This is a genomic window from Treponema primitia, from assembly GCF_046533075.1.
Taxonomy (GTDB): Bacteria; Spirochaetota; Spirochaetia; order Treponematales; family Breznakiellaceae; genus Termitinema; species Termitinema primitia_B.
The window spans coordinates 1-21449 of sequence record NZ_JAJQRB010000053.1 but is presented as its reverse complement, the minus strand read 5'-3'; the positions used below and the strand labels follow the sequence as shown (position 1 = coordinate 21449).

Annotated in this window: 18 protein-coding genes; 12 read left to right on the top strand and 6 right to left on the bottom strand. The window is 49.4% G+C overall.

From position 1 onward, the window contains the following. Positions 1-236: 236 nt before the first annotated feature. The gene (locus LQZ19_RS11355; protein WP_411047782.1) at positions 237-557 is read right to left on the bottom strand and encodes a helix-turn-helix domain-containing protein; all 321 of its coding nucleotides are present in this window, start codon (positions 555-557) and stop codon (positions 237-239) included. A gap of 240 nt (positions 558-797) precedes the next feature. Here LQZ19_RS11355 and LQZ19_RS11350 point away from each other — a divergent pair, with 240 nt between their 5' ends. From LQZ19_RS11350 to LQZ19_RS11325, 6 genes are read left to right on the top strand one after another with little or no spacing between them, the layout of a single operon-like run. After that, entirely contained in the window at positions 798-1217 is a 420-nt protein-coding gene (locus LQZ19_RS11350; RefSeq protein WP_411047781.1) for a hypothetical protein, read from the top strand. Further along, on the top strand, positions 1205-1489 hold the full coding sequence (locus LQZ19_RS11345) for a hypothetical protein (protein ID WP_411047780.1): 285 nt from the start codon (positions 1205-1207) through the stop codon (positions 1487-1489). Before LQZ19_RS11350 ends, LQZ19_RS11345 begins: the two co-directional genes overlap by 13 nt. A 43-nt stretch (positions 1490-1532) precedes the next feature. After that, positions 1533-2120, top strand: coding sequence for an ISAs1 family transposase (locus LQZ19_RS11340; RefSeq protein WP_411047779.1), 588 nt, complete (start codon positions 1533-1535; stop codon positions 2118-2120). Beyond that, positions 2117-4081, top strand: a complete 1965-nt coding sequence (locus LQZ19_RS11335) for a tetratricopeptide repeat protein (RefSeq protein ID WP_411047778.1) — start codon at positions 2117-2119, stop codon at positions 4079-4081. The genes LQZ19_RS11340 and LQZ19_RS11335 overlap by 4 nt, the downstream gene beginning before the upstream one ends. Before the next feature lie 21 nt (positions 4082-4102). Next, positions 4103-4699 carry an SAM domain-containing protein gene (locus LQZ19_RS11330; RefSeq protein ID WP_411047777.1) on the top strand — a complete coding sequence of 199 codons (597 nt, stop codon included), beginning with the start codon at positions 4103-4105 and terminating at the stop codon, positions 4697-4699. Continuing rightward, positions 4696-5115 (top strand): hypothetical protein, encoded by a 420-nt coding sequence (locus LQZ19_RS11325; protein WP_411047776.1) that lies wholly within the window; start codon positions 4696-4698, stop codon positions 5113-5115. The genes LQZ19_RS11330 and LQZ19_RS11325 overlap by 4 nt, the downstream gene beginning before the upstream one ends. Before the next feature lie 377 nt (positions 5116-5492). Here the strand turns inward: LQZ19_RS11325 and LQZ19_RS11320 are convergent, their stop codons facing one another. Then, entirely contained in the window at positions 5493-8330 is a 2838-nt protein-coding gene (locus tag LQZ19_RS11320; protein WP_411047775.1) for an ankyrin repeat domain-containing protein, read from the bottom strand. 51 nt (positions 8331-8381) lie between these two features. Then, positions 8382-9770 (bottom strand): tetratricopeptide repeat protein, encoded by a 1389-nt coding sequence (locus LQZ19_RS11315; protein WP_411047774.1) that lies wholly within the window; start codon positions 9768-9770, stop codon positions 8382-8384. Between the two features lie 137 nt (positions 9771-9907). On the opposite strand from LQZ19_RS11315, the gene LQZ19_RS11310 reads away from it, so the two are divergent. The 3 genes from LQZ19_RS11310 to LQZ19_RS11300 are packed head-to-tail and all read left to right on the top strand — an operon-like array spanning position 9908 to position 15487. Then, positions 9908-10963, top strand: a complete 1056-nt coding sequence (locus tag LQZ19_RS11310; RefSeq protein WP_411047773.1) for an Hsp70 family protein — start codon at positions 9908-9910, stop codon at positions 10961-10963. A 7-nt stretch (positions 10964-10970) separates the two neighbouring features. Continuing rightward, the gene (locus tag LQZ19_RS11305) at positions 10971-13163 is read left to right on the top strand and encodes a flagellar assembly lytic transglycosylase (protein WP_411047772.1); all 2193 of its coding nucleotides are present in this window, start codon (positions 10971-10973) and stop codon (positions 13161-13163) included. 41 nt (positions 13164-13204) lie between these two features. After that, positions 13205-15487: a DNA translocase FtsK gene (locus LQZ19_RS11300; RefSeq protein WP_411047771.1), complete on the top strand. Its 2283-nt coding sequence runs from the start codon at positions 13205-13207 to the stop codon at positions 15485-15487. A 2-nt stretch (positions 15488-15489) separates the two neighbouring features. Here the strand turns inward: LQZ19_RS11300 and LQZ19_RS11295 are convergent, their stop codons facing one another. Both LQZ19_RS11295 and LQZ19_RS11290 read right to left on the bottom strand, forming a co-directional pair. Next, positions 15490-15894 carry a type II toxin-antitoxin system VapC family toxin gene (locus LQZ19_RS11295; protein WP_411047770.1) on the bottom strand — a complete coding sequence of 135 codons (405 nt, stop codon included), beginning with the start codon at positions 15892-15894 and terminating at the stop codon, positions 15490-15492. After that, complete coding sequence (locus LQZ19_RS11290; protein ID WP_411047769.1) at positions 15891-16136, bottom strand: hypothetical protein; 246 nt, start codon at positions 16134-16136, stop codon at positions 15891-15893. The genes LQZ19_RS11295 and LQZ19_RS11290 overlap by 4 nt, the downstream gene beginning before the upstream one ends. 107 nt (positions 16137-16243) lie before the next feature. On the opposite strand from LQZ19_RS11290, the gene LQZ19_RS11285 reads away from it, so the two are divergent. Next, complete coding sequence (locus LQZ19_RS11285) at positions 16244-18142, top strand: DEAD/DEAH box helicase (RefSeq protein ID WP_411047768.1); 1899 nt, start codon at positions 16244-16246, stop codon at positions 18140-18142. Between the two features lie 58 nt (positions 18143-18200). On the opposite strand, the gene LQZ19_RS11280 is transcribed toward LQZ19_RS11285, so the two are convergent. Then, positions 18201-19139 carry an Rpn family recombination-promoting nuclease/putative transposase gene (locus LQZ19_RS11280; protein ID WP_411047767.1) on the bottom strand — a complete coding sequence of 313 codons (939 nt, stop codon included), beginning with the start codon at positions 19137-19139 and terminating at the stop codon, positions 18201-18203. Positions 19140-19327: 188 nt separating this feature from the next. On the opposite strand from LQZ19_RS11280, the gene LQZ19_RS11275 reads away from it, so the two are divergent. Both LQZ19_RS11275 and LQZ19_RS11270 read left to right on the top strand, forming a co-directional pair. Continuing rightward, the gene (locus LQZ19_RS11275) at positions 19328-19603 is read left to right on the top strand and encodes a type II toxin-antitoxin system RelB/DinJ family antitoxin (protein WP_411047766.1); all 276 of its coding nucleotides are present in this window, start codon (positions 19328-19330) and stop codon (positions 19601-19603) included. Between the two features lie 111 nt (positions 19604-19714). Beyond that, the gene (locus tag LQZ19_RS11270; RefSeq protein ID WP_411047765.1) at positions 19715-21370 is read left to right on the top strand and encodes an ABC-F family ATP-binding cassette domain-containing protein; all 1656 of its coding nucleotides are present in this window, start codon (positions 19715-19717) and stop codon (positions 21368-21370) included. The last annotated feature ends 79 nt before the right edge of the window (positions 21371-21449 follow it).

Below are 21449 nucleotides of genomic sequence, written 5' to 3'. Positions count from 1 at the left end.
CTGCGCGGGTCTACTACAGCAGGGAATTCCAAATGTGCTCGGTCAGGGATGCCCCACCCTCCCCCCGCCATTGTCAGTTAGCCCCACACTTAGTTAGGTAGCCTTCCGCCCCTAAACAATGCGCCAAACTTAGTTATGCAGTTCCTAGATTTGGGGTCGTGTCCCGCGGATAGCTCCTACTCTTAAGGCCGTTTTATGAAGATCCTGGAGGCTTTACAAGGTTTTGGGGGGACAGTTTAGACTTTGTATTGCTTATAAACCGTTTGAAGGGCAAGATTAACGTGCTTGGTAAAGTCCTCGGAAATACGATCAATAATGGCGTGTTGTTCATCGGAGGTCCCTTCGCTCTTGAACAGCTCCCAAACCTCCACCCCCATAGCCTTGGCAAGACTACAGAGGGTTCCGGCTTGGGGATAATTGTTGCCCCGCTCAATGTTTGAGAGAAAAGTTATGGAAATATTGGCTTTTTCCGCCAAATCGGCTTGCGAAAACTGCCTGCGAAGGCGAAAAGCCTTGATATTTTTACCTAAAATACCCTTGAGTTCCTCTTCTTCCATACTTCGCCTTTCCTTTCTCTATTCTCCTCCTTAATTAGAACCTCTTGAGGCTCTTGTTGACAAACATTTATACCTTCTATATACTATAGAAGCATAACTTCTATAGCCATTGGTGGTTTATCCAAAAAATAGTATAAACCCCGAAAATTACTGCCTGCCCTTGAGGGCGAGGACAACAGAGGAGCGGCGGGTGGGCGGACTGAAAGGCCAATGCTCGCCTTACTACAAACGGAGGATTTTATGAAACGGAAATTACTATTTTTATGTGTAATTATTAGTATTACCAATATGTTTATTTATGCTGGCGGAATGACTGATTTAATGAATTGTGACTCATTTGCATCGCAATATATTGATGGAGATGCTATAAGTGGACCAACAGTAAGAGCAATATTAGAACAAGCAAGAAGGGATAACGTGTATCCGCTTTTTTGGAAAAGCATGGGGCAAAAAAATACCAATAATTTTGAAACATTTATTAGACAATATGGAGTTTCTGAAGAGCATCAAAATTATTTAATATTCATGACGCTACGATATATTTTACTGGACTATTTCAAGCAAGATAATTTAATAGTATGGGCAGAGAATGCATTAACGTCAGGTGCTGTCATGAGTGAACAAAGAGGAAAAAGAGGGGGTAATGCATGGATATATTAACCGAAGCCGAAAGTTTGGTTTTTTTGAAATTATCTGAACTATTGAACTGCGATTTACAAAAAAGATTAGATCACGGTTCACACTTATATAAGATAATTCCAGAATTAACGAGAGATGATATCAACGAATGTCTTCAAACCCTTTCTAATTATGGGTTAATTAGAGTTACATTTGTATTATTCGGTAAAAAGACCGCAACATATTTGATGTTAACAGAAGCAGGGCAAAAGCATTTACTAAAATCTCAAGAAGAAGGAGAAGGAAGCCGCTAAAACCAAGGAGACAATCAGACGAAGATAAACCATGGGAGGAACCATGGAGATAGTGGAAGAAGATATCAAGCGATTGAAAACGGGATTGAGTGAACTCACTGATCCCCGGCTGCTCGGAAGGAATTTCAGGCATAAGCTGATAGATATAATAGTCATTGGATTCAGCACAATCCTTATCGGGGAAGCAGATTTTGAGGCAATGGAAGATTTTGGGAATGAACAGGAAATATGGTTTCGTGAATTTCTGGTATTACCCAACGGAATACCGGACCAAGACACGTTTCGGCGATTGTTTGAACGGATAAACCCGACGGAACTGAAAAAATGTCTAGACGAATGGCTTGCGGAGCATGAGAAAACCGGCCAGGAAGTTAATATTGACGGGAAAACGATCTGTGGGAGCGGGAAAGCAGGGGATCATACGGCGCTGCATGTAGTGAGTGCCTGGGTTACTGAGCAAAATTTGATCTTGGGGCAGGTAACTACCGATGAAAAGAACAACGAAATTACCGCCATCCCCCAACTATTGGATCTGATAGATGTTGCCAGGGACACTATCACTATTGACGCTATGGGGTGTCAGACGGTATTATGCCGCCGCTTCATCAAATTAAGGAGATCGAAAAAATGATAGTAAAAATTGAAGAAGCCCTAAAAGCAAACAATCTTGAAAAATATATTTCTCTCTTTGATACAAACAACTTCGTTGATGTAAACTCAATTGCAAACTTAGAAGAACCAGATTTGGAAAACCTTGGAATTATGGCCATGGGAGATAGGAAAAAACTTGTAAAGTTATTTTCAATATACCGAGAAGAAGCAAGAAAGAATGCAAAAATATTTAAAATCAAGAAAATCAAAAGAATTCTCTTGATTGGCACTGTTATCACTGTTGCCGTAACTGTATTATGTTTTTTGGGCTACTTTTTTGTTTATCCAATTGTTTTATATAAACAGGGTGTAAAATATGAAGGAAGTGGCAGATATGATAATGCAATAGTCTCTTATTCAAAGGCATTGGAAATAAGTAATCAATTTGATATAATCGATAATTCAAAAACGTTATTTAATAGAGGGACGGCATATTTAACAATCGGAAAGTATTCAGAAGCAATAAAAGACTTTTCTCAATATACTACTGCAAATGTCACCGATGAAAAAGGCTATTTTAACCGGGGTAAGGCATATTTGATAACAGGAAAATACAATGAAGCGATTAATGACTTTAATAATGTCATAAGAATCAATGCAAATAATTTCGAAGCATATTATTATCGCGGTCAAATATTTGTATTAAAATCTGATAATGAACAGGCAATTACTCAGTTTTCTAAAGCCTTAGAAATTAAATTCGATTATATAGACGCTTATATTGAAAGGGGCAATGCATTACTCGAAAAAAAAGATTATGATGCAGCATTTTTGGATTATGAACAAGCGCTTTCAATTAATCCACAGAATATTAAAGCATATTATTATATGGGTAATTTGCATTTAGAAAAAAAAGATAAAGTAAAATCAGACAGTGTATTTATTCAAGGACTAAACATACCTCTTATATCAGCAGTTGATTATTTTTACAATGGAAATATTCATTATGCACAAGCAAATTATGTCAATGCTATTGATTCTTTTACAAAAGCAATAGAGAACAACCCGCTATTGCTTGATGCATATTTTATGCGTGGAAATGCAAACGCCAATTTAAAACTTTATGATAAAGCTATTATTGATTTTCAATATATTATAAGAACTAATCCGGAATATTTAAACATTTTCTATAACCTCGCAAACGCTTATTATAATTTGGATAATTACTATCAAGCTACTGAAAATTACTCGAACGCATTAAATAAAAACCCCGATATTTTAGATGCATATTATAAACGTGGAATTTCGTATATTAAAATAAAGAATTATCGTTCAGCTATTGGAGACTTTAATAAACTCGCTTCTGAAAATTATAAAGATTCAAGTATATATTATTGGCTTGCCTGCTCATACCTTGCATTTAATGATGATAATAAAGCCATTGAAAATTATACACAATCAATTCAGAAAAGATTCAACGTAGCAGAATCATATTATTACAGGGCTATTGCATATTATAGACAGGATAATTGGAATAAAGCCTTAACTGACCTAAATGAATCATTAAGACTAGATTCAACAAATTATAACGCCGCAAGTCTTAAAACAAAAATAAACACGGATGGTCCTGCGCCTGCCCATCGTTTGTCTGGTTCGCGAGTTTCAAAAGACTATAACGGAAAGTACATTGCACTTACCGGCAATGTAAATAGTATTGGGATAGACCATGGCGCAGCGACACTTGGGGGTGCAGCAATTGGCGGTTTGCTTTTTGGTCCATTGGGCATTCTTCTTGGTGCTGGATTAGGAGCAGATTCAAAAGATGACCCATTAGTAGCCAATATTTCAGGAGTTAATTGCTATTTTAACGAAAATAAAAGGATGGAATATTCAAAGTTGTCAAAAGGCCAGGAAATAACTGTTATTGGAAGATGTAATGAATCAGGTAGTCTGTATAATTGTTATATTTATCACCCAATGATCTTCAGTTTTAGCTGGTAATATTTTTGGAGGTGTTTCATCATGGAAAAAGAACTATGGCAAGTTTTAATTGACAATAATCTCGAACCTTTTGTAATGATTTTTGAAGAAAACAATCTCGATAGAGAATTGTTGTCTGAATTAACCGAATCGGATTATGTAAAACTCGGTATAACCGGGGAAGCAATAAAAAAAATGCTTAAATTATTTTCTTTAAATTATAAAGACAAAGTACAAAATCCAGAAATTTCAGATTTTTCCGGAAATCAGGAAGCAATAGTTGAAACAGCAACGACGGCTAAGGAAATTTCACCTGTGCATAAGATATTACTAGAAAATAATCTTTCGGAATATATTTCTATATTTGATAAACATAAACTTAATAGCCTTGATATTATTTCAAAACTAACTGAAAATGATTTATCAGAACTTGGTATAATTGCCATAGGTGATAGGAAAAAAATAAAATCCATATTTGATATTGCGGAAAGGAAGATCGATGAATCAAATAAAGTTGTTGTAACGCAAACAGTAAAATCAGAAGAGACAAATACTGGAGGCATAATTGTTTCTATCCTAATAGGAGCAATACTAATTAGTTTTGTTTTGTATTATGCTATACCGCGATTCATATTATGAATAAATTAATTGCAATACCGCAAATGAGTGCGGGAATAATAATTTATATTATCCATTTTATTCTTGTAAGAACTTGTCTCTCATATAATGCTATTCCTATAAGATGGTATATTGGAGATATTTTGTCATTAATCGTATGTGTGCCACTATTTTGTAATATTGAAATATTATTAGGGCTAAAGAAAAATAAAAAATTGTTGTTTGAAGCGATATTTTACTTCATTATATTTTCATTACTATATGAAGTAATTTTACCATTGAAAAACAAAGAATTGACAAGTGATTTATTTGATATTGTATCATATGCTTTCAGCGGATTTATTCTCATTTTTACAGATATGAAACTAAATTCAGGTTTAAAAAAACATCGCATATTAAAATATGCTAATTTAAAGTCAAAGGACGGCATTCAATGAAGAGATTTGGTAGTGTCAATAATATTTTGCAAATAAAGACAGGTTTGCAGTCAAATGATAAAATGAGTTAACCAAAACCAATTTGTCATAAAAAGAAACCATGGCAGAAAAAATTATACAATTCAATCGTACCAGCGCCTATGAACTTAGCCTGTATTTGACAAGGAGCTGGCATATCGCCTAACTAAGTGTGGGGCTACCTGACAATGGCGGGGGGAGGGATGGGCATCCCTGGCCGAGCACATTTGGAATTCCCTGCCGGAGGAGACCCGCAGGGGCTCCATAGGCAGACTCTACAAGCGTGCGAGCGCCAGGGATGCCCATCCCTCCCCCCGTCTTTGCCAAACCGCCCGGCTCCCGTGGTTCTTCCGCAAACCCTAGCCGTTCAGTAACGCTGCGATATCCGACCGACGCCATTTCAACGCCACATCCCCCGGGCTTTCTGAGGAGATATTCCTGATAGTTTTATTTGCCCCCAGATCAATGAGCAGGGAAACAAGATCCGGCGTACCCGTATGGGCGGCATAGTGCAGAATAGTGTTTCCCGTGGAGTCCCGGGCGGCGATGGCCTTACCGCTGAAGGTCGCGTTGATTGCTTCCCGTCCCTTGGTAATGGCGATTTCTGCGGCGCTCTTCCCGTCACCGGCCACGGAAAAGACGTTGGAGCCCGCGTCGGCCAGGAGTTTGGCCTGATCCCACTTATTCTTTTCCAGAGCCAGCCTAAGGGGGGTCTTCCCATCGGCGTCAATGGCCGATACCCGGCCTCCCATGTCGATGATGGTCTTTAGTATTTCCGCCGGAGCGTTTGACAGGACGGCGATATGCAGGGGCGAGTGGCCGTCATCATCCGGCACGCCTATCCATTCTCTGGTAAGCAGGGTGGAAACCATCCGGGGGGAAGTTACCAGGGCGACCTGGAAAGGGGTCTTCTCTATAATATTTTTTGCGTGTATTTTGGCGCCCCAGCCGAGGAGGAGGGTAACCATGTCAACCCGGTCCTGGGCTACGGCGATATGCAGGGGAGTGTCCCCCCGGCTGTTTCGGGTGGTGGGGTCTGCTCCAATTTCGTTAAGCCGCTCCGCCGATGCGCGGTAGCCTGCGAGTATCGCTTCCATGAAGGGAGTATTCCCTTCGGTGTCACGGACTTCCAGGTCCGCGTCGTTGCCGATGAGCAGGGTTTCCATTTCGATTATGCCCCAGCGTATGGAATCGTGAAGGGGGGTCTTTCCGTTCAGGGCATGGGCGTTGATGTTCGCAGCTTTACTGATAAGTGTCTGAGCCGCATTTACCGAATTCCACCGTACCGCTGCATGGAGGCAGCTGTTCCCCTGGAAATCCCGGGCATCAATATGAGCTCCCTCTGCAAGCAGGGCGAGAACGGTATTGCGGGAATTTACCTTAACCGCCATAAACAGGGGCGGTTCCCCCATGGCGTTGGGGACATCGGGATTTACGCCCTTCCGCACGATCAGGGGAATATGGGTATCCAGTTTCCACTGGGCGGCATAGTGGAGTATCGAATTCCCCGCGCCGTCCCGGGCCATGATGGTAGTGGAATTGAGTATCCACTCCCGGACTTTCCCCGGGGGTATTTTTTCGGGGAAGCTCAGATAGAGGGGACTCTCCCCGTTAGCGTTATTGGCAAAGATATCCGCTCCCCGGACAATAAGCAGTTCCCCTGCTTCCCGCAGATCCTCCCTAACCGCCAAATGAAGGCTGGTATCCCCCGCCTTATTCCGGGCATTGACCAGGGCCTTTCTATCCAGAATCATGGCCAGGACATCCGTATCCGCGTGGACCTTTACCCCGATATGCAGGGCGGTGTTTCCGGTGCTGTCGCTTTGCAGAACCGTTTCTTCGGTAATCAGGGCGGGCAGTACAGGACTCTTCTCCCGCAGGGCTAATTCAAAGGGGGTAACACCTTCGTTATCCGCCGCAAAGAGATCCGACTTATACCTCAGGAGAATACTAATACTGTCAACACGGTTTTCCTGGACCGCAAGGTAGAGCGGAGTTTTTCCTTCGATGTTCCTGATGGATACATCCGCCCCGCCTTTTAAAAGCGTCTCGATTGTTTCAGGGGTCCGGTTCAGGGATATCAATATATGCAGGGGAGATTCGCCGTGCTCATCCCGAAGATTCGGGTCCGCCCCGTTGAGGAGGAGCATGGACAGGGCTCCCATGTGGCTGGCCGGGGGGGTCCCGATGTGCATGGGGGTATTTCCCTTGGCATCCTGGGCGTTTACGTCCGCGCCCCGCCGGATGAGAAGATCCATGATGATAAGATTTCCCGAGCGGGCCGCTTCGTGGAGGGGGGTAGTTCCCGCAGCGTTCTTAACATTGATATCCACCTTTTTATCCAGGAGGTATTGGGCCATACCGGGATAACCTTCTCCCGCAGCGAAGTGCAGGGGGGCAATCCCGTCACCGATACGGGTATTGTAGTTAGAGGACCGTACCGCCGGGGCAAGGTAGTTGTAAATGGGGTTCGATGAGAAAGCCCCCGCCAAAATGAGTTTTTCCGCCACGTCAAAATGCTCTTTGGAGTTTACCTCTTCCAGTGCAAGGTCCAGAGCGGTTTTCCCGTTTTTATCGGTAGCTTTAAGATCACTCTCCGCATTAATGATGATTTCAACGGCAGATGCATTTCCTGCTATGGCCGCCAGTTGCAGCATGGTTCTGCCGTCGGTATCAACCGCCCGAAGTGATGTGGGGGTCAAAACGGTTCTTAGGAAATCGCCTCCTATGGCGATAGATGCCACAGCAGGGGTTTGCCTTTTTGGCTCTGGATGATGAACATTGGCGCCGGCTTCAATGAGCAGGCGGGCACTTGCACTGTCCCTTTTCTCTATGGCCGCAGAAAGGGGAGTATGGTTTTCGTGATCCAGTAAATCTATTTTTGCGCCCTGGGCAATAAAGAATGCCGTCATTTCCGGGTTCCGCGCTTCCGCTGCGATATGCAGGGGGGTCCGGCCCTTGGTGTCCGTGGAATCGATCCGTGTCTGTCCCAGAAAAAACTTTTGGGCAGTGTCGAATTCGCCTTTCCCCAGAAGGGCCCAGACATCGTCTTCCACACTTTCCTCAACAGGCGGAGGAGGGGGGGGCGGGGGCGGAGGAGGGGTGGCACAGGATGCAAAAAGGGAAAGGACAATGCCCAGCCCGAGGAAGAACCGTATTAAGGGAGAACTCCAATTGGCGCTATTCGTATTCATCATACCTACAGATATCGACCAAACCGGGGAAAAACTTTCGTATTATAGGGAAGCTTATTTCTTTTTACCCGGATCTGCGCCGCCGCTTTTGGCATCCACATTATTCAGTATCGCAGAGAGACGGTCCTTCTCAATAAGGTCGATGAGCCGGGCTTCGGTAAATCGTTTGGCCTCATCGGAAAAGTTCCCCACGGTGATACAGATACCCTTACCGGCCTTTGCATCCTTGAGGTGGGAGTGGAAATCCCGCAGGATAAGTTCCCCGATGGAGCCCGGGGTTCTGATAAAACGGAACATCACCGTGTCGGACCACTTCGGGGAGTCAACATCCGCAAGAATATCCGCCCATTCGTTCTTATTTACCGCGATATTGGTGATCTTTGTTTTGGCCTTGTTATAAAAACTCATCACCACCTTCCGGCAGAGGGCGACAAAATCCGCCGACGGGGCCATGAGGAAGATCTGCAAGTTTTTATTTGCGTTGAGTTCCTGGTATTTCCCGATAAGGAGGTTCACGTCTTTATAGGAAGCGTTGATGCTCTGAATATCCTTAAGGTGGACCAGGGCCTTGCCGATTTCCTGCCGCTTAAGAAACAGAGTAGCCAGACGGTACTTTAATTCCAGTAAAACATCCGGTTTGATACTCTGATGTTTCAGCCCAATCTCGAAGTCCAGGATGGCCTTCTCCTCCTGGTGCTGGTTCATGTTGATGGTCCCCGCAAAGAGGCAGGCTTTGGGGCCCATCACCGGATCGGGCCGCAGGTGGCTGAAAATCTTCAGGGCCTGATCAACCTGGTTCGCATCGTAGTAACATTCCGCCAAAGTATAGAGCGATTCCTTATCATCCGGGGCAATTTCAATGGCCTTGCGGATAAAATTCATGGCTTCCCGGTATTTTTTAAGCTTAAAAAATGAATGTCCCAGGTAGCGCAGGGCGGCCGGGTTTTCCGGGTCCTGGGTCCGGGCTTGCTGGAGCAGTTGTATGGCCTTCTCGTAGCCCTTTTTCTGGAATTCCAGAACTCCCAGGTTAAAGTTGACCTCAAAATTATCCTGCTTAAGGACCCGGGCGGCGGAAAGGCCCTTGTAGGCCTCATTTTGCAGGCCCTTTTTCAGGGCGGAAATTCCGTAATGGAGATTTATTTCAAATAAATTGGCATCCTGATGTCCCGGAGCAATTTCCAGCAGTATCCCATAGGTTTTAAAGGCATCGTCCCAGGCTTCTTCTTTGTAATACAGGTTCCCCAGGGCGGTGAGGGCCTGAAGATCATGGGGGTTTTGGGCCAGGCGTTTATTGGCGTCCTTTAAGATGGCGTCCCTGCCCTTTGATTTCTTTCCGCTGCCGTCGTCTCCTATTCCTTTAGAACGGCCCATTATTGTTATGGCAAGGAAAACACCGAGAATAAGCACTACCACAACGGCCAGAATAGGAATGAATCCACCCATGATGACAGTATCGGTAAAAAATCAACATTCTTCAAGATTTCCTGCAGAGGCTGTTCGGTAATTAAAACGGTTGACAATGGTAATAACCACGACTAAAGTCTAAGTAAGTTTATTTTCTCTTGAAAGGAGCAAAACCAATGGCGTCAACTATTGGTATTAAGGTCGCAAACGGTGAGTTTTATCCCATCATGGAGGAAAACTCGCCGATCAAGAAACGGCTTATTCTTACCACCGTTCACGATAATCAGAAGAGTGTCCAGATAGATCTCTACAATAGTTTTGCCAAAACCATGGCCGATGCCCTGTATGTCGGCAGTCTTGTGGTGGAGAATCTAAAACCCCGGTCTAAGGGGGAGCCTTCCATAGAGATGGTTCTCTCTTCCAACGCTGCGGGGGAAATTTCTGCGGACGCCGTGGACCTGGATACCTCCGTAAACGGCGAAAAACAGCATCTCAGTGTTTCTCTCACTTCTATGGAAGAAGATGGGGTGGACGAGGAAATTCCCGAATTTGAACTGGATTCCGGCGAACATCCTCCCCGGGGGCTCTATGATAAGGCCTCTTCCCTACACAAGGATGATGAAAAGAAGAGCCCTCCCTGGGTTTTAGCGGCAGTTGCCGTTATACTTCTTCTGGTGGTCTGCGGCGTGCTCTATTTCTTCTTCTTTAACGATACGGGCATAGCGATTCGGACCGGCCGGAGCCGTACGGCGGTTTCGGCGCAGGAAACTTCGGTGCAAACAGCGCCTGCAACACCCGATCCGGCAGCGGAAGCGGTTCCTTCACAGCCGCCGGCAACGCCAACCCAAGATCCGTCTACAATTGCCGCACTTACCGCAGAAGCGGTTTCCGGCTCGTCTGCAACACCCGCTCCTTCTACAATTGCCAAGGAAGCGGCTTCGATACCGGTTATCTCGGCTTCCCAGCAGCAGCCCAAGGCTGCGGCCCCCGGAGCAATACCCCGAGCCGCCCGGACCAGAACCCCGGCGCCGGTAGCCTCGTATCGGGTTCCGCAGACAATTCCCAGAGGCGGGGCGCCCTATAAAATACGCTGGGGTGATACACTATGGGATATTTCGGAGGCATTTTATCGTAATCCTTGGTTGTATCCGCGTATTGCCCGGTTTAATAAGATCCGGAATCCGAATCTTATTATTTCAGGAACCACCATCAGGATTCCTCCAAGAAATTAAGGGTTCATTGATACCCCGGCTTTTATCTATCCTCATCGTCTCCCTTCTTAGCCTTGGATCGTGTGGCGCCGACACTGTTTTGGGCATAAGCCGGGATGCGGCGGCGCAAAAGCTGCGGAATGGGGATATCCTGTTCATCCTTGACAGCCCCCCGGACACGATGGGGGAGCTTGCCCGAATCCATGTTTCGGCGCCCTATTACGCTGGGTTATTGCTTAAATCCCAGGGTAAGGGGACCGATGCGCGGGAACCGGCGCTATTCGAGGCGGCGCTGGACGGGAAGGGGAGGCTCCAACGGGAAGCCGCCCGGGAACTGCTGCGGTCCCTCCCGGAGTGGGACGCCGTTTCGGTCCGCTCCTTCCTGGGCCGCCTGGAATCCAAGGAGCGGCGGATCGCCCAGCCGGCTATTCTGACCCTCAGAGCAGCCTGCCTCTACCACCTGGGCCGCTTTACCGAAATTGAAGCCCTGTATAAAGATACGGCCAACCCCGGAGCATGGGATCGCGCCTTCATCCTCCTGGCTGCCCTCAAATCGGGTTCTATAGATTCCGAAGCGTTATCAGATTTTTTTCTAGGCCAAGGCCCTGAAGCTTCCGGGGAATCTGTCCATGAAGAAGCGCTATTTGCGACGCAGTCCTCCGCGCAGCGTTGGGCCTTGGAGGAAATCGGAGACCGGCTTACGGATGCCGTGGGTTCCGCCAGGGCAGAGGCGGTGACGGGTCATTTTTCCATAAACCGCTTGGCCTACGGTGAGGGACTGGCCCATTTCCGGAAGACCCTGGAGCTGGAGGAGGGGCTTTTCTTTCAGTATCCCGCCTTGCTGGGGGATCTGGGCCGGGCATTCCTGTACGGCTCCGCCCCGGCCGATGGGATGAATCTGTTCCTGGACTGGAATAAGCGTAAAGCCCCTGACATTCCGGAGATACGGTACCGCATTCTCTACTATGCGGGCAGAATTCAGCGCCAACTGGGCCATTATTCCCAGGCGTCGGACTATTTTGCCCAGGCCTTGGACTATGCCGCCGATCCGCTTCAGGCTGATGTCTGTATCTGGTATATCCTCAGCATGAGCCTTCAGGAGCAGCCCCGGGAAACCGCCTCCCTTATAAGCCGGTGGCTGCCCAAGTGGAACCGGGACAGCTATTTTTCCGATATCCTGGATCGCCTGGCCCGGTATCTTGTGGTTAACCGCCGCTGGAACACCCTTGCGGAGGTATTTGCCCTCATCGAAAACCGATCCGATGGGGGAAGCATCGCAAAATACGCCTATATCCTGGGCCGGGCCGTTTCCGAAGGCCTTTTACCGGCAGCTCCCAAGCCGGCGGAGGAGTACTTCCGAACCGCCTTAAACCAGGGGAACGCTTCATTTTATTACCGGGCCATGGCCGCTTCCCGGCTGGGGCTGAACGCCGTTCCCGGGCTGTCGGACCAAAGCGCTGCAGACCAGGAATCCAATACTACGTCCGATGACTTAGCATTCCTCCTCGGTTTTTTTGAGTACGGCGCTGCTCACCTTGTCTTTCCCTATCTGCAAAATGATGCGGATAGGTTCAGCCCCAAAGAACTGCGGACCCTGGCCTCCGCCTTTGCCAATGCGGAACGCTGGGGGGAATCCATTCGGGTGGTTTCCCTCTATGCGGATCGGGAAAATTATGTGATGAACCGGCGGGATATGGAGCTCCACTATCCCCGCGCCTTTGGAGATTTAGCGGAGAACCGCGCCCGGGATGCGGATATCCCCCCGGAACTTCTCTTTGGGCTTATCCGTACCGAAAGCGCCTTTGTCCCGAATATTCATTCCTCCGCCGGGGCGGTGGGGCTTACCCAGCTCATGTCCGCCACCGCCAAAGACATGGCGGGCCGGATTAGCCGGCAGGGAGGACCGGATTACGCCGGGGGCGGGGAGATAAACCTGGAAGACCCGGCGGCAAACATGCACCTGGGGGCGGTGTACCTCCGCTACCTCATGGACCGTACCGAAAGCCCCATGCTTGCCCTGCTGGCCTATAACGGCGGTATAGGCCGGATCCGCCGCTGGCGGAGCGCCGAGCCGAAACTGCCCGGGGACCTATTCCTGGAAACCATTGAGTACAACGAAACCCGGGAATACGCCCGAAAGGTTCTGGCCGCCGCCGCTGCCTACGGATATCTGTATTATGATATGACGATGGAAGCAGTTCTTGCCGATATCTATAGATAGGACATACGTCTCAAATCACCACAAATGGAGGAAATCGGTCCGTGCCAAGTAGGTTTAACCCCCTGAGAACATTGAAAGCCTTTTTTGCCCGTCCCGATTTACGCTTCCGGGTTGCCTCGATTTTTTCCGCCCTTGTGCTGGCCCTGCTTGCGGCGCTTCTGGGGATCTCCATAACCGGGGCGCTGGTCAATAACCCTGAACTTGCCCGTGGTCCCGGGGATTTTCTGGTACGCGCCTACGGTATTCTGTCCTTTGCGATCCCCCTCTACCTGCTGATAGCCGCCGTACTTCTGGCGGACCCCCATTTCCGGCCGGACCGGATTTTCATCCTTACCGGCACTACTTTTCCCTTTTTAACCCTAGCCATAGGTTTCGCCTTTCTTCGGGACTTCAATGTCCGTTCCCTGGAATGGGATTTTCTCGCAAAAACCGGCCGGATAGGTTTTAGCCTGATCATCATCCTCATGACGGTGATAGAAAGTTTCCTGATCATGGCCCTGACCTCCCTCTTTTTCCCCGGCCCTGAGGCCATTCGGTACGGAAAGGAACTGAAAAAGCCCCAGGAAAAAAAGCCGCGGCCCCTGCTCTTACCGGAGCCGATACCGGTCCCGGCGGAACAGGAATATCAGCCTGACCCTGATGCGGATCTGCCTTCCATCGACAAAATTGGACTGGATCCCTTTTTTGAATCCGGGGACTTTACGGATGATATTGGATCCGATATGGTGCCAGGCACCGATGATGACGACGACGACGACGATATGATGCCAGGCGCCGTTTTTGACGACGATGACGAAATGGTGCCAGGCACCGTTCCAGGCGCCGTTTCCGACGAGCCGGAGTTGCCCTATACCCAGCCTAAGGGGAAGGCCCCCAAGGCGAAACGCCGGGGCGCCTACAAGGTGCCCGTGGAGGGGATACTTAACCAGTACCCCGACGGCCAGTACTGGATCATTGATGACGCCACCAGAGCTGCGGCGGTAACCCTGAAGGGAACCCTGGAGGAATTTAAGATACAGGCGGAGGTTACGGGCATAAGCAAGGGGCCGGTGATCACCATGTTCGACATACTCCCCGCGCCGGGGGTAAAGCTCTCCAAGATCGTAAACCTTGGGGACAATATCGCCCTGCGGCTCGCCGCATCGTCCATCCGTATCGTGGCCCCCATTCCCGGCAAACACGCCGTGGGCATCGAGGTGCCCAACGCCAAGCGGAACATCGTGTCCCTCAGGGAAATCATTGAGGGGGAACAACGCCGGGAAAAGGACCACGAAGGAAAGAAGATGGAGATTCCCGTGATCCTAGGGAAGGACATATCCGGGGAAGCCCAGACCGTGGATCTCGTACAGATGCCCCACCTGCTTATCGCCGGCGCCACCGGATCGGGAAAATCGGTCTGCGTTAACGCAATGATTCTTTCCATATTGTATCAGCGTTCCCCTGCGGACTGCCGGCTCATCCTGATAGACCCGAAGATCGTGGAGCTTAAACTCTACAACGACATCCCCCACCTTTTAACCCCGGTGATCACCGAGCCGAAAAAGGCCTTCCAGGCTCTGCAGTACTGTATCTACGAGATGGAACGGCGCTACGCCTGCCTGGATTCCATGGGCGTCCGGGACATACGGAGCTACAACCGGCGTATCAAAGAGCGGAATATGGCGGCGGAACACATGCCCTATATCGTGGTGGTGATCGACGAGTTTGCCGACCTCATGGCCACCACCGGAAAGGAACTGGAAAACACCGTTGCCCGCCTGGCCGCCATGAGCCGCGCCGTGGGCATCCATCTGGTATTAGCCACCCAGCGCCCCTCCATCGACGTAATCACCGGTCTTATCAAGGCCAATATCCCCAGCCGCATCGCCTTCATGGTGGCCAGCAAAATGGACAGCCGCATCATCATCGACCTGGTGGGCGCAGAAAAACTGTTGGGCAAGGGTGATATGCTCTACGCCGGAGTGGTGGACCCCTTCCCCATCCGCATCCAGGGGGCCTTTGTCTCCGAAGAAGAGGTGGAACGGGTGGTGGAATTTGTCAAAGGCCTGGGCGAGCCCGACTATATCGACGACGAGATCTTCATCGACGATGAAGAGGACGATCTTGGCCCATCCCTGTTCGACGACGAAAACGATCCCCTCTACGAAAAAGCCCTGGAAATCGTGATGTTGCAGCAAAAGGCCAGCGCCAGCTACATCCAGCGCCGCCTCAAGATAGGCTACAACCGGGCGGCCCGGCTGGTGGAATTGATGGAACACAACGGTGTTGTGGGACCCGCCCAGGGGTCCAAGCCGCGGGAACTGCTAAGAAACCCCTCTTTGTAGCATTAAACTTGCGTCACTATCTCTATCCCTTCCTTCTCAGCGATACTATTTAACAGCTTATCAAGGGTTATGAGTGTTGCCCCGGTTCTTCGCGCAAGGGTCAAATAGAGCATATCATAGGCCGAGTAATCCAGGCGTATCGCTTCATGCAATGCTTCTACATTGTTTTCTGATACGGGAATAAATTCATCTATTAGGTTTTCTGATAATTCTAATAATTTAACGCAGTCTTCTTTTTGTATATAGTTTCCCCTATAATATTTCCGTATTACATTGGCCACTTCAATCCTAAAGAATTCCGAGGTGATTGTTTTTTCGGACGATTCAACTAAGCGCCTGAAAATAGTTCCCCTTTCCCGTTTTAATACAATTTCAATCGCAGCGTTACTATCTAAAACTATAATCACCTATCTCTGTCCTCCCGGGTTAATTCAGCCGGATCGGGGAATTGCTGTACCCGGTCTATATTGAGCTTATCAATTTCTTCCAATACCGCCCGTCTTCTCGCCATTCTTTCATCGCTTATATTTAATGCATTTTTTAGCAAAACTATTGTTTGTTGCGGAATGCTGCGATTTTCTGTTTTTGCTACCCGGGAAATGGTATCGTAGAGTTCTTTTGGGAAATCCCTTACCTGCAATAATGGCATAAAAACCTCCATGTATGCAATAATAATGCATTTTGCATATGCTGTCAATATTACGCCTTACACTTGCCCCTTCCCTATTTCCCCCAAAACCCATATACTAAGTGAACATGGAATTTAGCGAATTTACTTTACACCCCGATCTTCAGCGGGGTATAGCCGAAATGGGATATGTAAGCTGTATGCCCGTTCAGGAACAGGTGCTTTCCAGCGCCTTTGGAGGTCAGGACCTCTATGTGCAATCCCAGACCGGTACGGGAAAAACCGCCGCTTATCTGATTGTCATATTTCAGCGTCTCCTTTCGGAACCCCTTATAAACGGAAAAAAGGCGATCATCATGGTCCCCACCCGGGAACTGGCGGTTCAGGTGGAGGAAGAGGCGAAACAGTTGGGAAAATACCTCCCCTTTATCGTAGGGAGCTTCTACGGCGGGGTAGGCTACGGTCAGCAGCAGCAATTACTCCGGGATAACGCCCAGATTCTGGTAGGAACCCCCGGACGGGTGCTGGATCTGAACAGTTCCGGCTATATGAACCTCATGGATATCGCCTTTTTGATCTTAGACGAGGCGGATCGTATGTTTGATATGGGTTTTTACCCGGATTTGCGGAAGCTTATCAAGGTAGTGCCCCCTGCGGACCGGCGTCAGACCATGCTTTTCAGCGCAACCCTGAACGCCTGGGTCAAAAACCTCGCCTGGGAGTATACCAAGTCCCCCCACGAAATCGAAATTGAGCCGGAAACGGTGACCGTGGAGGAGATCGAACAGGTTCTCTACCATGTTCATAGTGATGAAAAAATGAAGTTCCTCATGGGTATTCTGCAACGGGAAAAACCCGAAAGCGCCATCATTTTCTGCAATACTAAAAAGTACACCGAAATTGTGGCCAAGCGCCTGGAAATAAACGGCATCAACTGTGAATTTATCATGGGGGATCTGCCCCAGTCAAAGCGGCTCAAAATCATCGAGGATGTAAAGGCCGGCAAGGTCCGCTTCCTGGTGGCCACCGACGTGGCCGCCCGGGGTCTGGACATTGACGACCTGTCCATGGTGATCAACTACGACATCCCCATTGAAGCTGAAAACTACGTTCACCGCATCGGCCGTACCGCCCGGGCGGGAAAGTCCGGCAAGGCTATCACCCTGGCCAGTGAGCAGGATGTTTACGAACTGCCGGACATTGAACGATATATCGGAAAGAAGATACCCTCCATCATTGCCGACGAATCGCTCTACGGGGAAGACAAGAGCGATGGTATGCGCATCCGTACCGATAGCTACGACGACCGTGGCCGGCGGGATGATCGCGGCCGCGACAGCCGCAGGGATAGCCGCCACAGCGAAGGCCGGCGTCCCGGCCCGGGTATGCACCGCGGCGATGGACGCCGGCGCGAAGGCCCTCCCGGAGCCCCCCATCACAGCGAAAGCCCCCGGCATGCCGGACCAAGGCCGCAAGGGGATCGCCCCCAGGGTGAGGCAGGCGCCGCTCGGTCTGAAGGCCGCGGACACCGTACCGGTCCCCGGGATGGTTCCGGACGCGGCGCGCCGGAGCTGGCCAGCCTTTCCCAGGAAGAGCGGATGGCCTACTACAAACAGAAGTACGAAGGAAAGCCCGGCGAAGATTCCGCCGGAAAAGGCCAGGGAAGAAGGGACGACCAGAGCCAAAGTCGAAACACCGGCAGACGAGGGCGTGACGGCGGAGATCGAAAGCCCCGGGATCAGCGGGATAGCGGGGATCAGCGCCAGGGGGGAGACCCACGCCAAGGCGGGGACCAACGACCCGGCAGCCCGCGGTCTGCAGACCAGCGGCCCGGCGAGAAACGGCGGGGCGGCGGGGACCAGCGGTCCGGTAACCAAAGGCCCGGCGGCCAGAGAGCCGGCCAGTCCAAGCGGCCAAACCAAGGCGCACCAGCCAAGGCCGCGCCGCAAACCGGTGGGCAGACTGCGGCGAAGAAGGGCATCCTGGGCAGGTTACTCGGGATATTCAAGAATAAACCGAAGGACTAGAGGATCTCAATCCATTCGCGAGTCTAGTTTAATACCCCGGAGCTTGTTCCGCAGAATTTCATTTGTTTACGATTTTAGAAGATAGTTTTGCTTCAAGCTCTTCTACCCGATATCCTTGTTTTAAGAGTTCCAGAACCTCATTTAGAGTTTCCACTCGGCCTTCTTCCCGGCCTTCTTCTCTTTGAATGCGGCGTTCCTCTTTTACTGCATTCACAAACCCGTCAAAAAGCATATAACCCTCCTTCCCGGTAATTTGCATGGTCACCTCCCGGATTGTTTCTTCGGGGTAGTCCAGGCGATCTAACAGAACGGTTATGACATCATCTATCACTTTACGCAGGTTTTCAGGGATTTTCAATGCCCGTTCTGTAAAATATTCCCGGGGTATTTTGCTCAGAACCGAATTCCCGTCATGGGTTTTCAACTGATCGATGAGCATGATAAGGGAGAGGGTGTCGTTAAACCGGATGATGTCTTCTTGGGTATACCGTTTCAAATCCACCAGTTCGTACTCGAACTTGGGGATGTACTTGTGAAACACCTCATTCAGGTCGGTTCGGTTCAGAAAGTTCAGCTCCGCAGTCCAGGGGCCGGGGCCGTCATAGAAAACTACCGGCAATACCGGGGGATAGTGGAAGTCCTTGGTTGAGCTGATCCCCTTCGTTTCCTGATTTACCTCCTTTTCATAGTTGTCCAGGACCAGGCAAATGTACTGCAGCATTTTGAAGCTGGACCGGAAATTAACCTTTGACTCGTGCTCCACGATGGCGATAACAAAAAGGGGTGCCTTTCCCTTTAGGTTGATCCGTTTCACCGTGTCTGAATCCTGTCCGTCCTGAAAGAGGGGTAGGAACCGTTCGGTGAGGTCTTCGATATCATCGGGGTGAATATCCTTTAACAGGTCGATGGGTATGAAATCCCGCAGGAATTCCACAAAGAGTTCGTGGTTGCCCAGGATAAGTTTAACACTGTTATCCCTGGTGTGATAAATCGCCATAAGCGCCTCCTCCCCCTATTAGGGGACGAGGATGGATTATGCTTTACCGGATTCGGAAAATTTATATTTTTTTAGCGGGATTCTTGGGTCAAGCTTAGTGCTTTCTCTGTGAAGATCTATTTCGCGAAGTATATAAATATATTGACTTTGTGCGTGAATTTATATACAATATGATTGGGAGTAAGAAAATGGCACAAACCAATATCAATATACGTATGGACGAGGGCTTAAAAAAACAGGCGGAATCACTTTTCAGCGAATTGGGCATGACCATAAGTACGGCGTTCAACGTTTTTGTGCGTCAGGCGGTCCGGCAAAAGAAGATACCCTTTGAAATCAGCGCGGAAAGCGATCCCTTCTATAGCGAATCAAATATGAAGGTACTGTTGCAATCCATAAAGGAAGCGGATGAGGGGAAGTTCATTGTAAAAACAATGGAAGAGCTTGAAGCGATGGAAAAATGAATATCGAAATATCCCAATGCCGCGGCCATTACGGCGACAAATAGAACCCTGGAAACAATCTCCGCTTTCCGGTACAATGGATCCCAGCATTAAAACCTTGGAGAATAATCAGTGATTACCGTTACCGAACTCAGTCTCAGCTTTGGAGAGCGTATCCTTTTCAAGGATGTTAACCTAAAATTTACCCCCGGGAACTGTTACGGCGTTATCGGCGCAAACGGCGCGGGGAAATCCACGTTTCTCAATATACTTTCCGGGGAAACCGAGCACGATAAGGGCGATGTGTCCGTCAGTACCGGCGAACGGATGGCGGTGCTCCGGCAGGACCACTTCGCCTTCGAGAAATACTCCGCCATGGAGACCGCGATCATGGGCTACGGGAAGCTCTATGCGGTACAGAAGGAGCGGGAGGCGATCTACGCCAAGGAAGACTTTACCGAAGCGGATGGGATGAAAGCCAGCGAGCTTGAGGCGGATTTCGCCGAGCTTGGGGGCTGGGAAGCGGAATCCCAGGCGGGGCAGCTCCTCTCGGGGCTGGGTCTGGACGAGGAGGACCATGGAAAGCTCATGGCGGATCTGGATGAATCCAAGAAGGTCCGGGTACTTTTGGCCCAGGCGCTGTTCGGCAACCCTGACCTGCTCCTTTTGGACGAGCCCACCAACGGCCTGGATCTGGAATCCATCACTTGGTTGGAGGAATTCCTCATCAACTTTCCCAACACGGTTATTGTGGTTTCCCATGACCGGCACTTTCTCAATGCGGTGTGTACCCATATCTGCGACATTGACTTCGGCAGGATATCCCTCTATTCGGGGAACTACGATTTCTGGTACCAGATGAGCCAGATGCTCCAGCGCCAGGCTAAGGATCAGCAAAAGAAAAACGAAGATAAGGCCCGGGAACTGAAGGAATTTATCCAGCGTTTTGCCTCCAACGCCGCCAAGAGCCGTCAGGCCACGAGCCGCAAGAAGGTGCTGGAAAAGCTGGACCTGGACAATGTGGTGGTTACCAGCAGACGGTTTCCCTTCGTGGGCTTTAAGCCGGAACGGGAAATCGGCAACAATGTGCTGCGCATAGAAAAACTGCGTGTGGAGCTTGAAAACCCCGGCGGCGAAGCGCTGTCCCAGGAAATTACCTTTACTGTTAATAAGAACGATAAAATAGCTTTAGTGGGGGCGGAGCATCTGGCAAAAACCAGCCTCTTCGACGCCCTGGCAGGGGTGAGCAAACCCGCTTTAGGGGACTACTACTGGGGGCAGACCACAGCCTTCTCCTACTTCCCCAAGGAAAACAGCAGTTTCTTTAACTCCGATTTATCCATCACCGATTGGCTAAAACAGTATTCCGCAGACCAGGACGATACCTATGTGCGCAGTTTTCTTGGTCGTATGCTCTTCTCCGGGGACGAGGCCCTAAAGCCGGTGAACGTCCTCTCCGGGGGTGAAAAGGTCCGGTGTATGCTCGCGAAGATGATGCTCTCCGGGGCCAACGTACTCATCCTGGACGAGCCCACCAACCATCTGGACCTGGAGGCCATCACCGCCCTTAACGACGGGCTCATCGCCTTTCCCGGGGTACTCCTCTTCAACTCCCACGACCACGAGTTCGTAGGCTCCGTGGCGAACCGGATTATCGAAATAGTACCCGGCAATATTCCTGGGGGGATCATCGACCGGATGATGCCTTTTGACGAATATCTGGCGGATGAACAGGTCAAGGGGCTGCGCGCAGAGGCTTATCACCATGTGGAGCGGCTGCGGATTTGATATCTTATCGGCATAAACGGACGGGGGAGGGGCATCCCTGACCGAGCACGCTTGTAGAGTCTGCTTCCGCAGCCCCGCT

Excerpts from the sequence above, each read along its gene's own strand:
- LQZ19_RS11350 (WP_411047781.1), top strand. The coding sequence starts at position 798 with ATGAAACGGAAATTACTATTTTTATGTGTAATTATTAGTATTACCAAT.
- LQZ19_RS11285 (WP_411047768.1), top strand. The coding sequence starts at position 16,244 with ATGGAATTTAGCGAATTTACTTTACACCCCGATCTTCAGCGGGGTATA.
- LQZ19_RS11355 (WP_411047782.1), bottom strand. The coding sequence starts at position 557 with ATGGAAGAAGAGGAACTCAAGGGTATTTTAGGTAAAAATATCAAGGCT.
- LQZ19_RS11290 (WP_411047769.1), bottom strand. The coding sequence starts at position 16,136 with ATGCCATTATTGCAGGTAAGGGATTTCCCAAAAGAACTCTACGATACC.
- LQZ19_RS11320 (WP_411047775.1), bottom strand. The coding sequence starts at position 8,330 with ATGATGAATACGAATAGCGCCAATTGGAGTTCTCCCTTAATACGGTTC.
- LQZ19_RS11310 (WP_411047773.1), top strand. The coding sequence starts at position 9,908 with ATGGCGTCAACTATTGGTATTAAGGTCGCAAACGGTGAGTTTTATCCC.
- LQZ19_RS11325 (WP_411047776.1), top strand. The coding sequence starts at position 4,696 with ATGAATAAATTAATTGCAATACCGCAAATGAGTGCGGGAATAATAATT.
- LQZ19_RS11335 (WP_411047778.1), top strand. The coding sequence starts at position 2,117 with ATGATAGTAAAAATTGAAGAAGCCCTAAAAGCAAACAATCTTGAAAAA.
- LQZ19_RS11330 (WP_411047777.1), top strand. The coding sequence starts at position 4,103 with ATGGAAAAAGAACTATGGCAAGTTTTAATTGACAATAATCTCGAACCT.
- LQZ19_RS11275 (WP_411047766.1), top strand. The coding sequence starts at position 19,328 with ATGGCACAAACCAATATCAATATACGTATGGACGAGGGCTTAAAAAAA.
- LQZ19_RS11340 (WP_411047779.1), top strand. The coding sequence starts at position 1,533 with ATGGAGATAGTGGAAGAAGATATCAAGCGATTGAAAACGGGATTGAGT.
- LQZ19_RS11345 (WP_411047780.1), top strand. The coding sequence starts at position 1,205 with ATGGATATATTAACCGAAGCCGAAAGTTTGGTTTTTTTGAAATTATCT.
- LQZ19_RS11280 (WP_411047767.1), bottom strand. The coding sequence starts at position 19,139 with ATGGCGATTTATCACACCAGGGATAACAGTGTTAAACTTATCCTGGGC.
- LQZ19_RS11315 (WP_411047774.1), bottom strand. The coding sequence starts at position 9,770 with ATGGGTGGATTCATTCCTATTCTGGCCGTTGTGGTAGTGCTTATTCTC.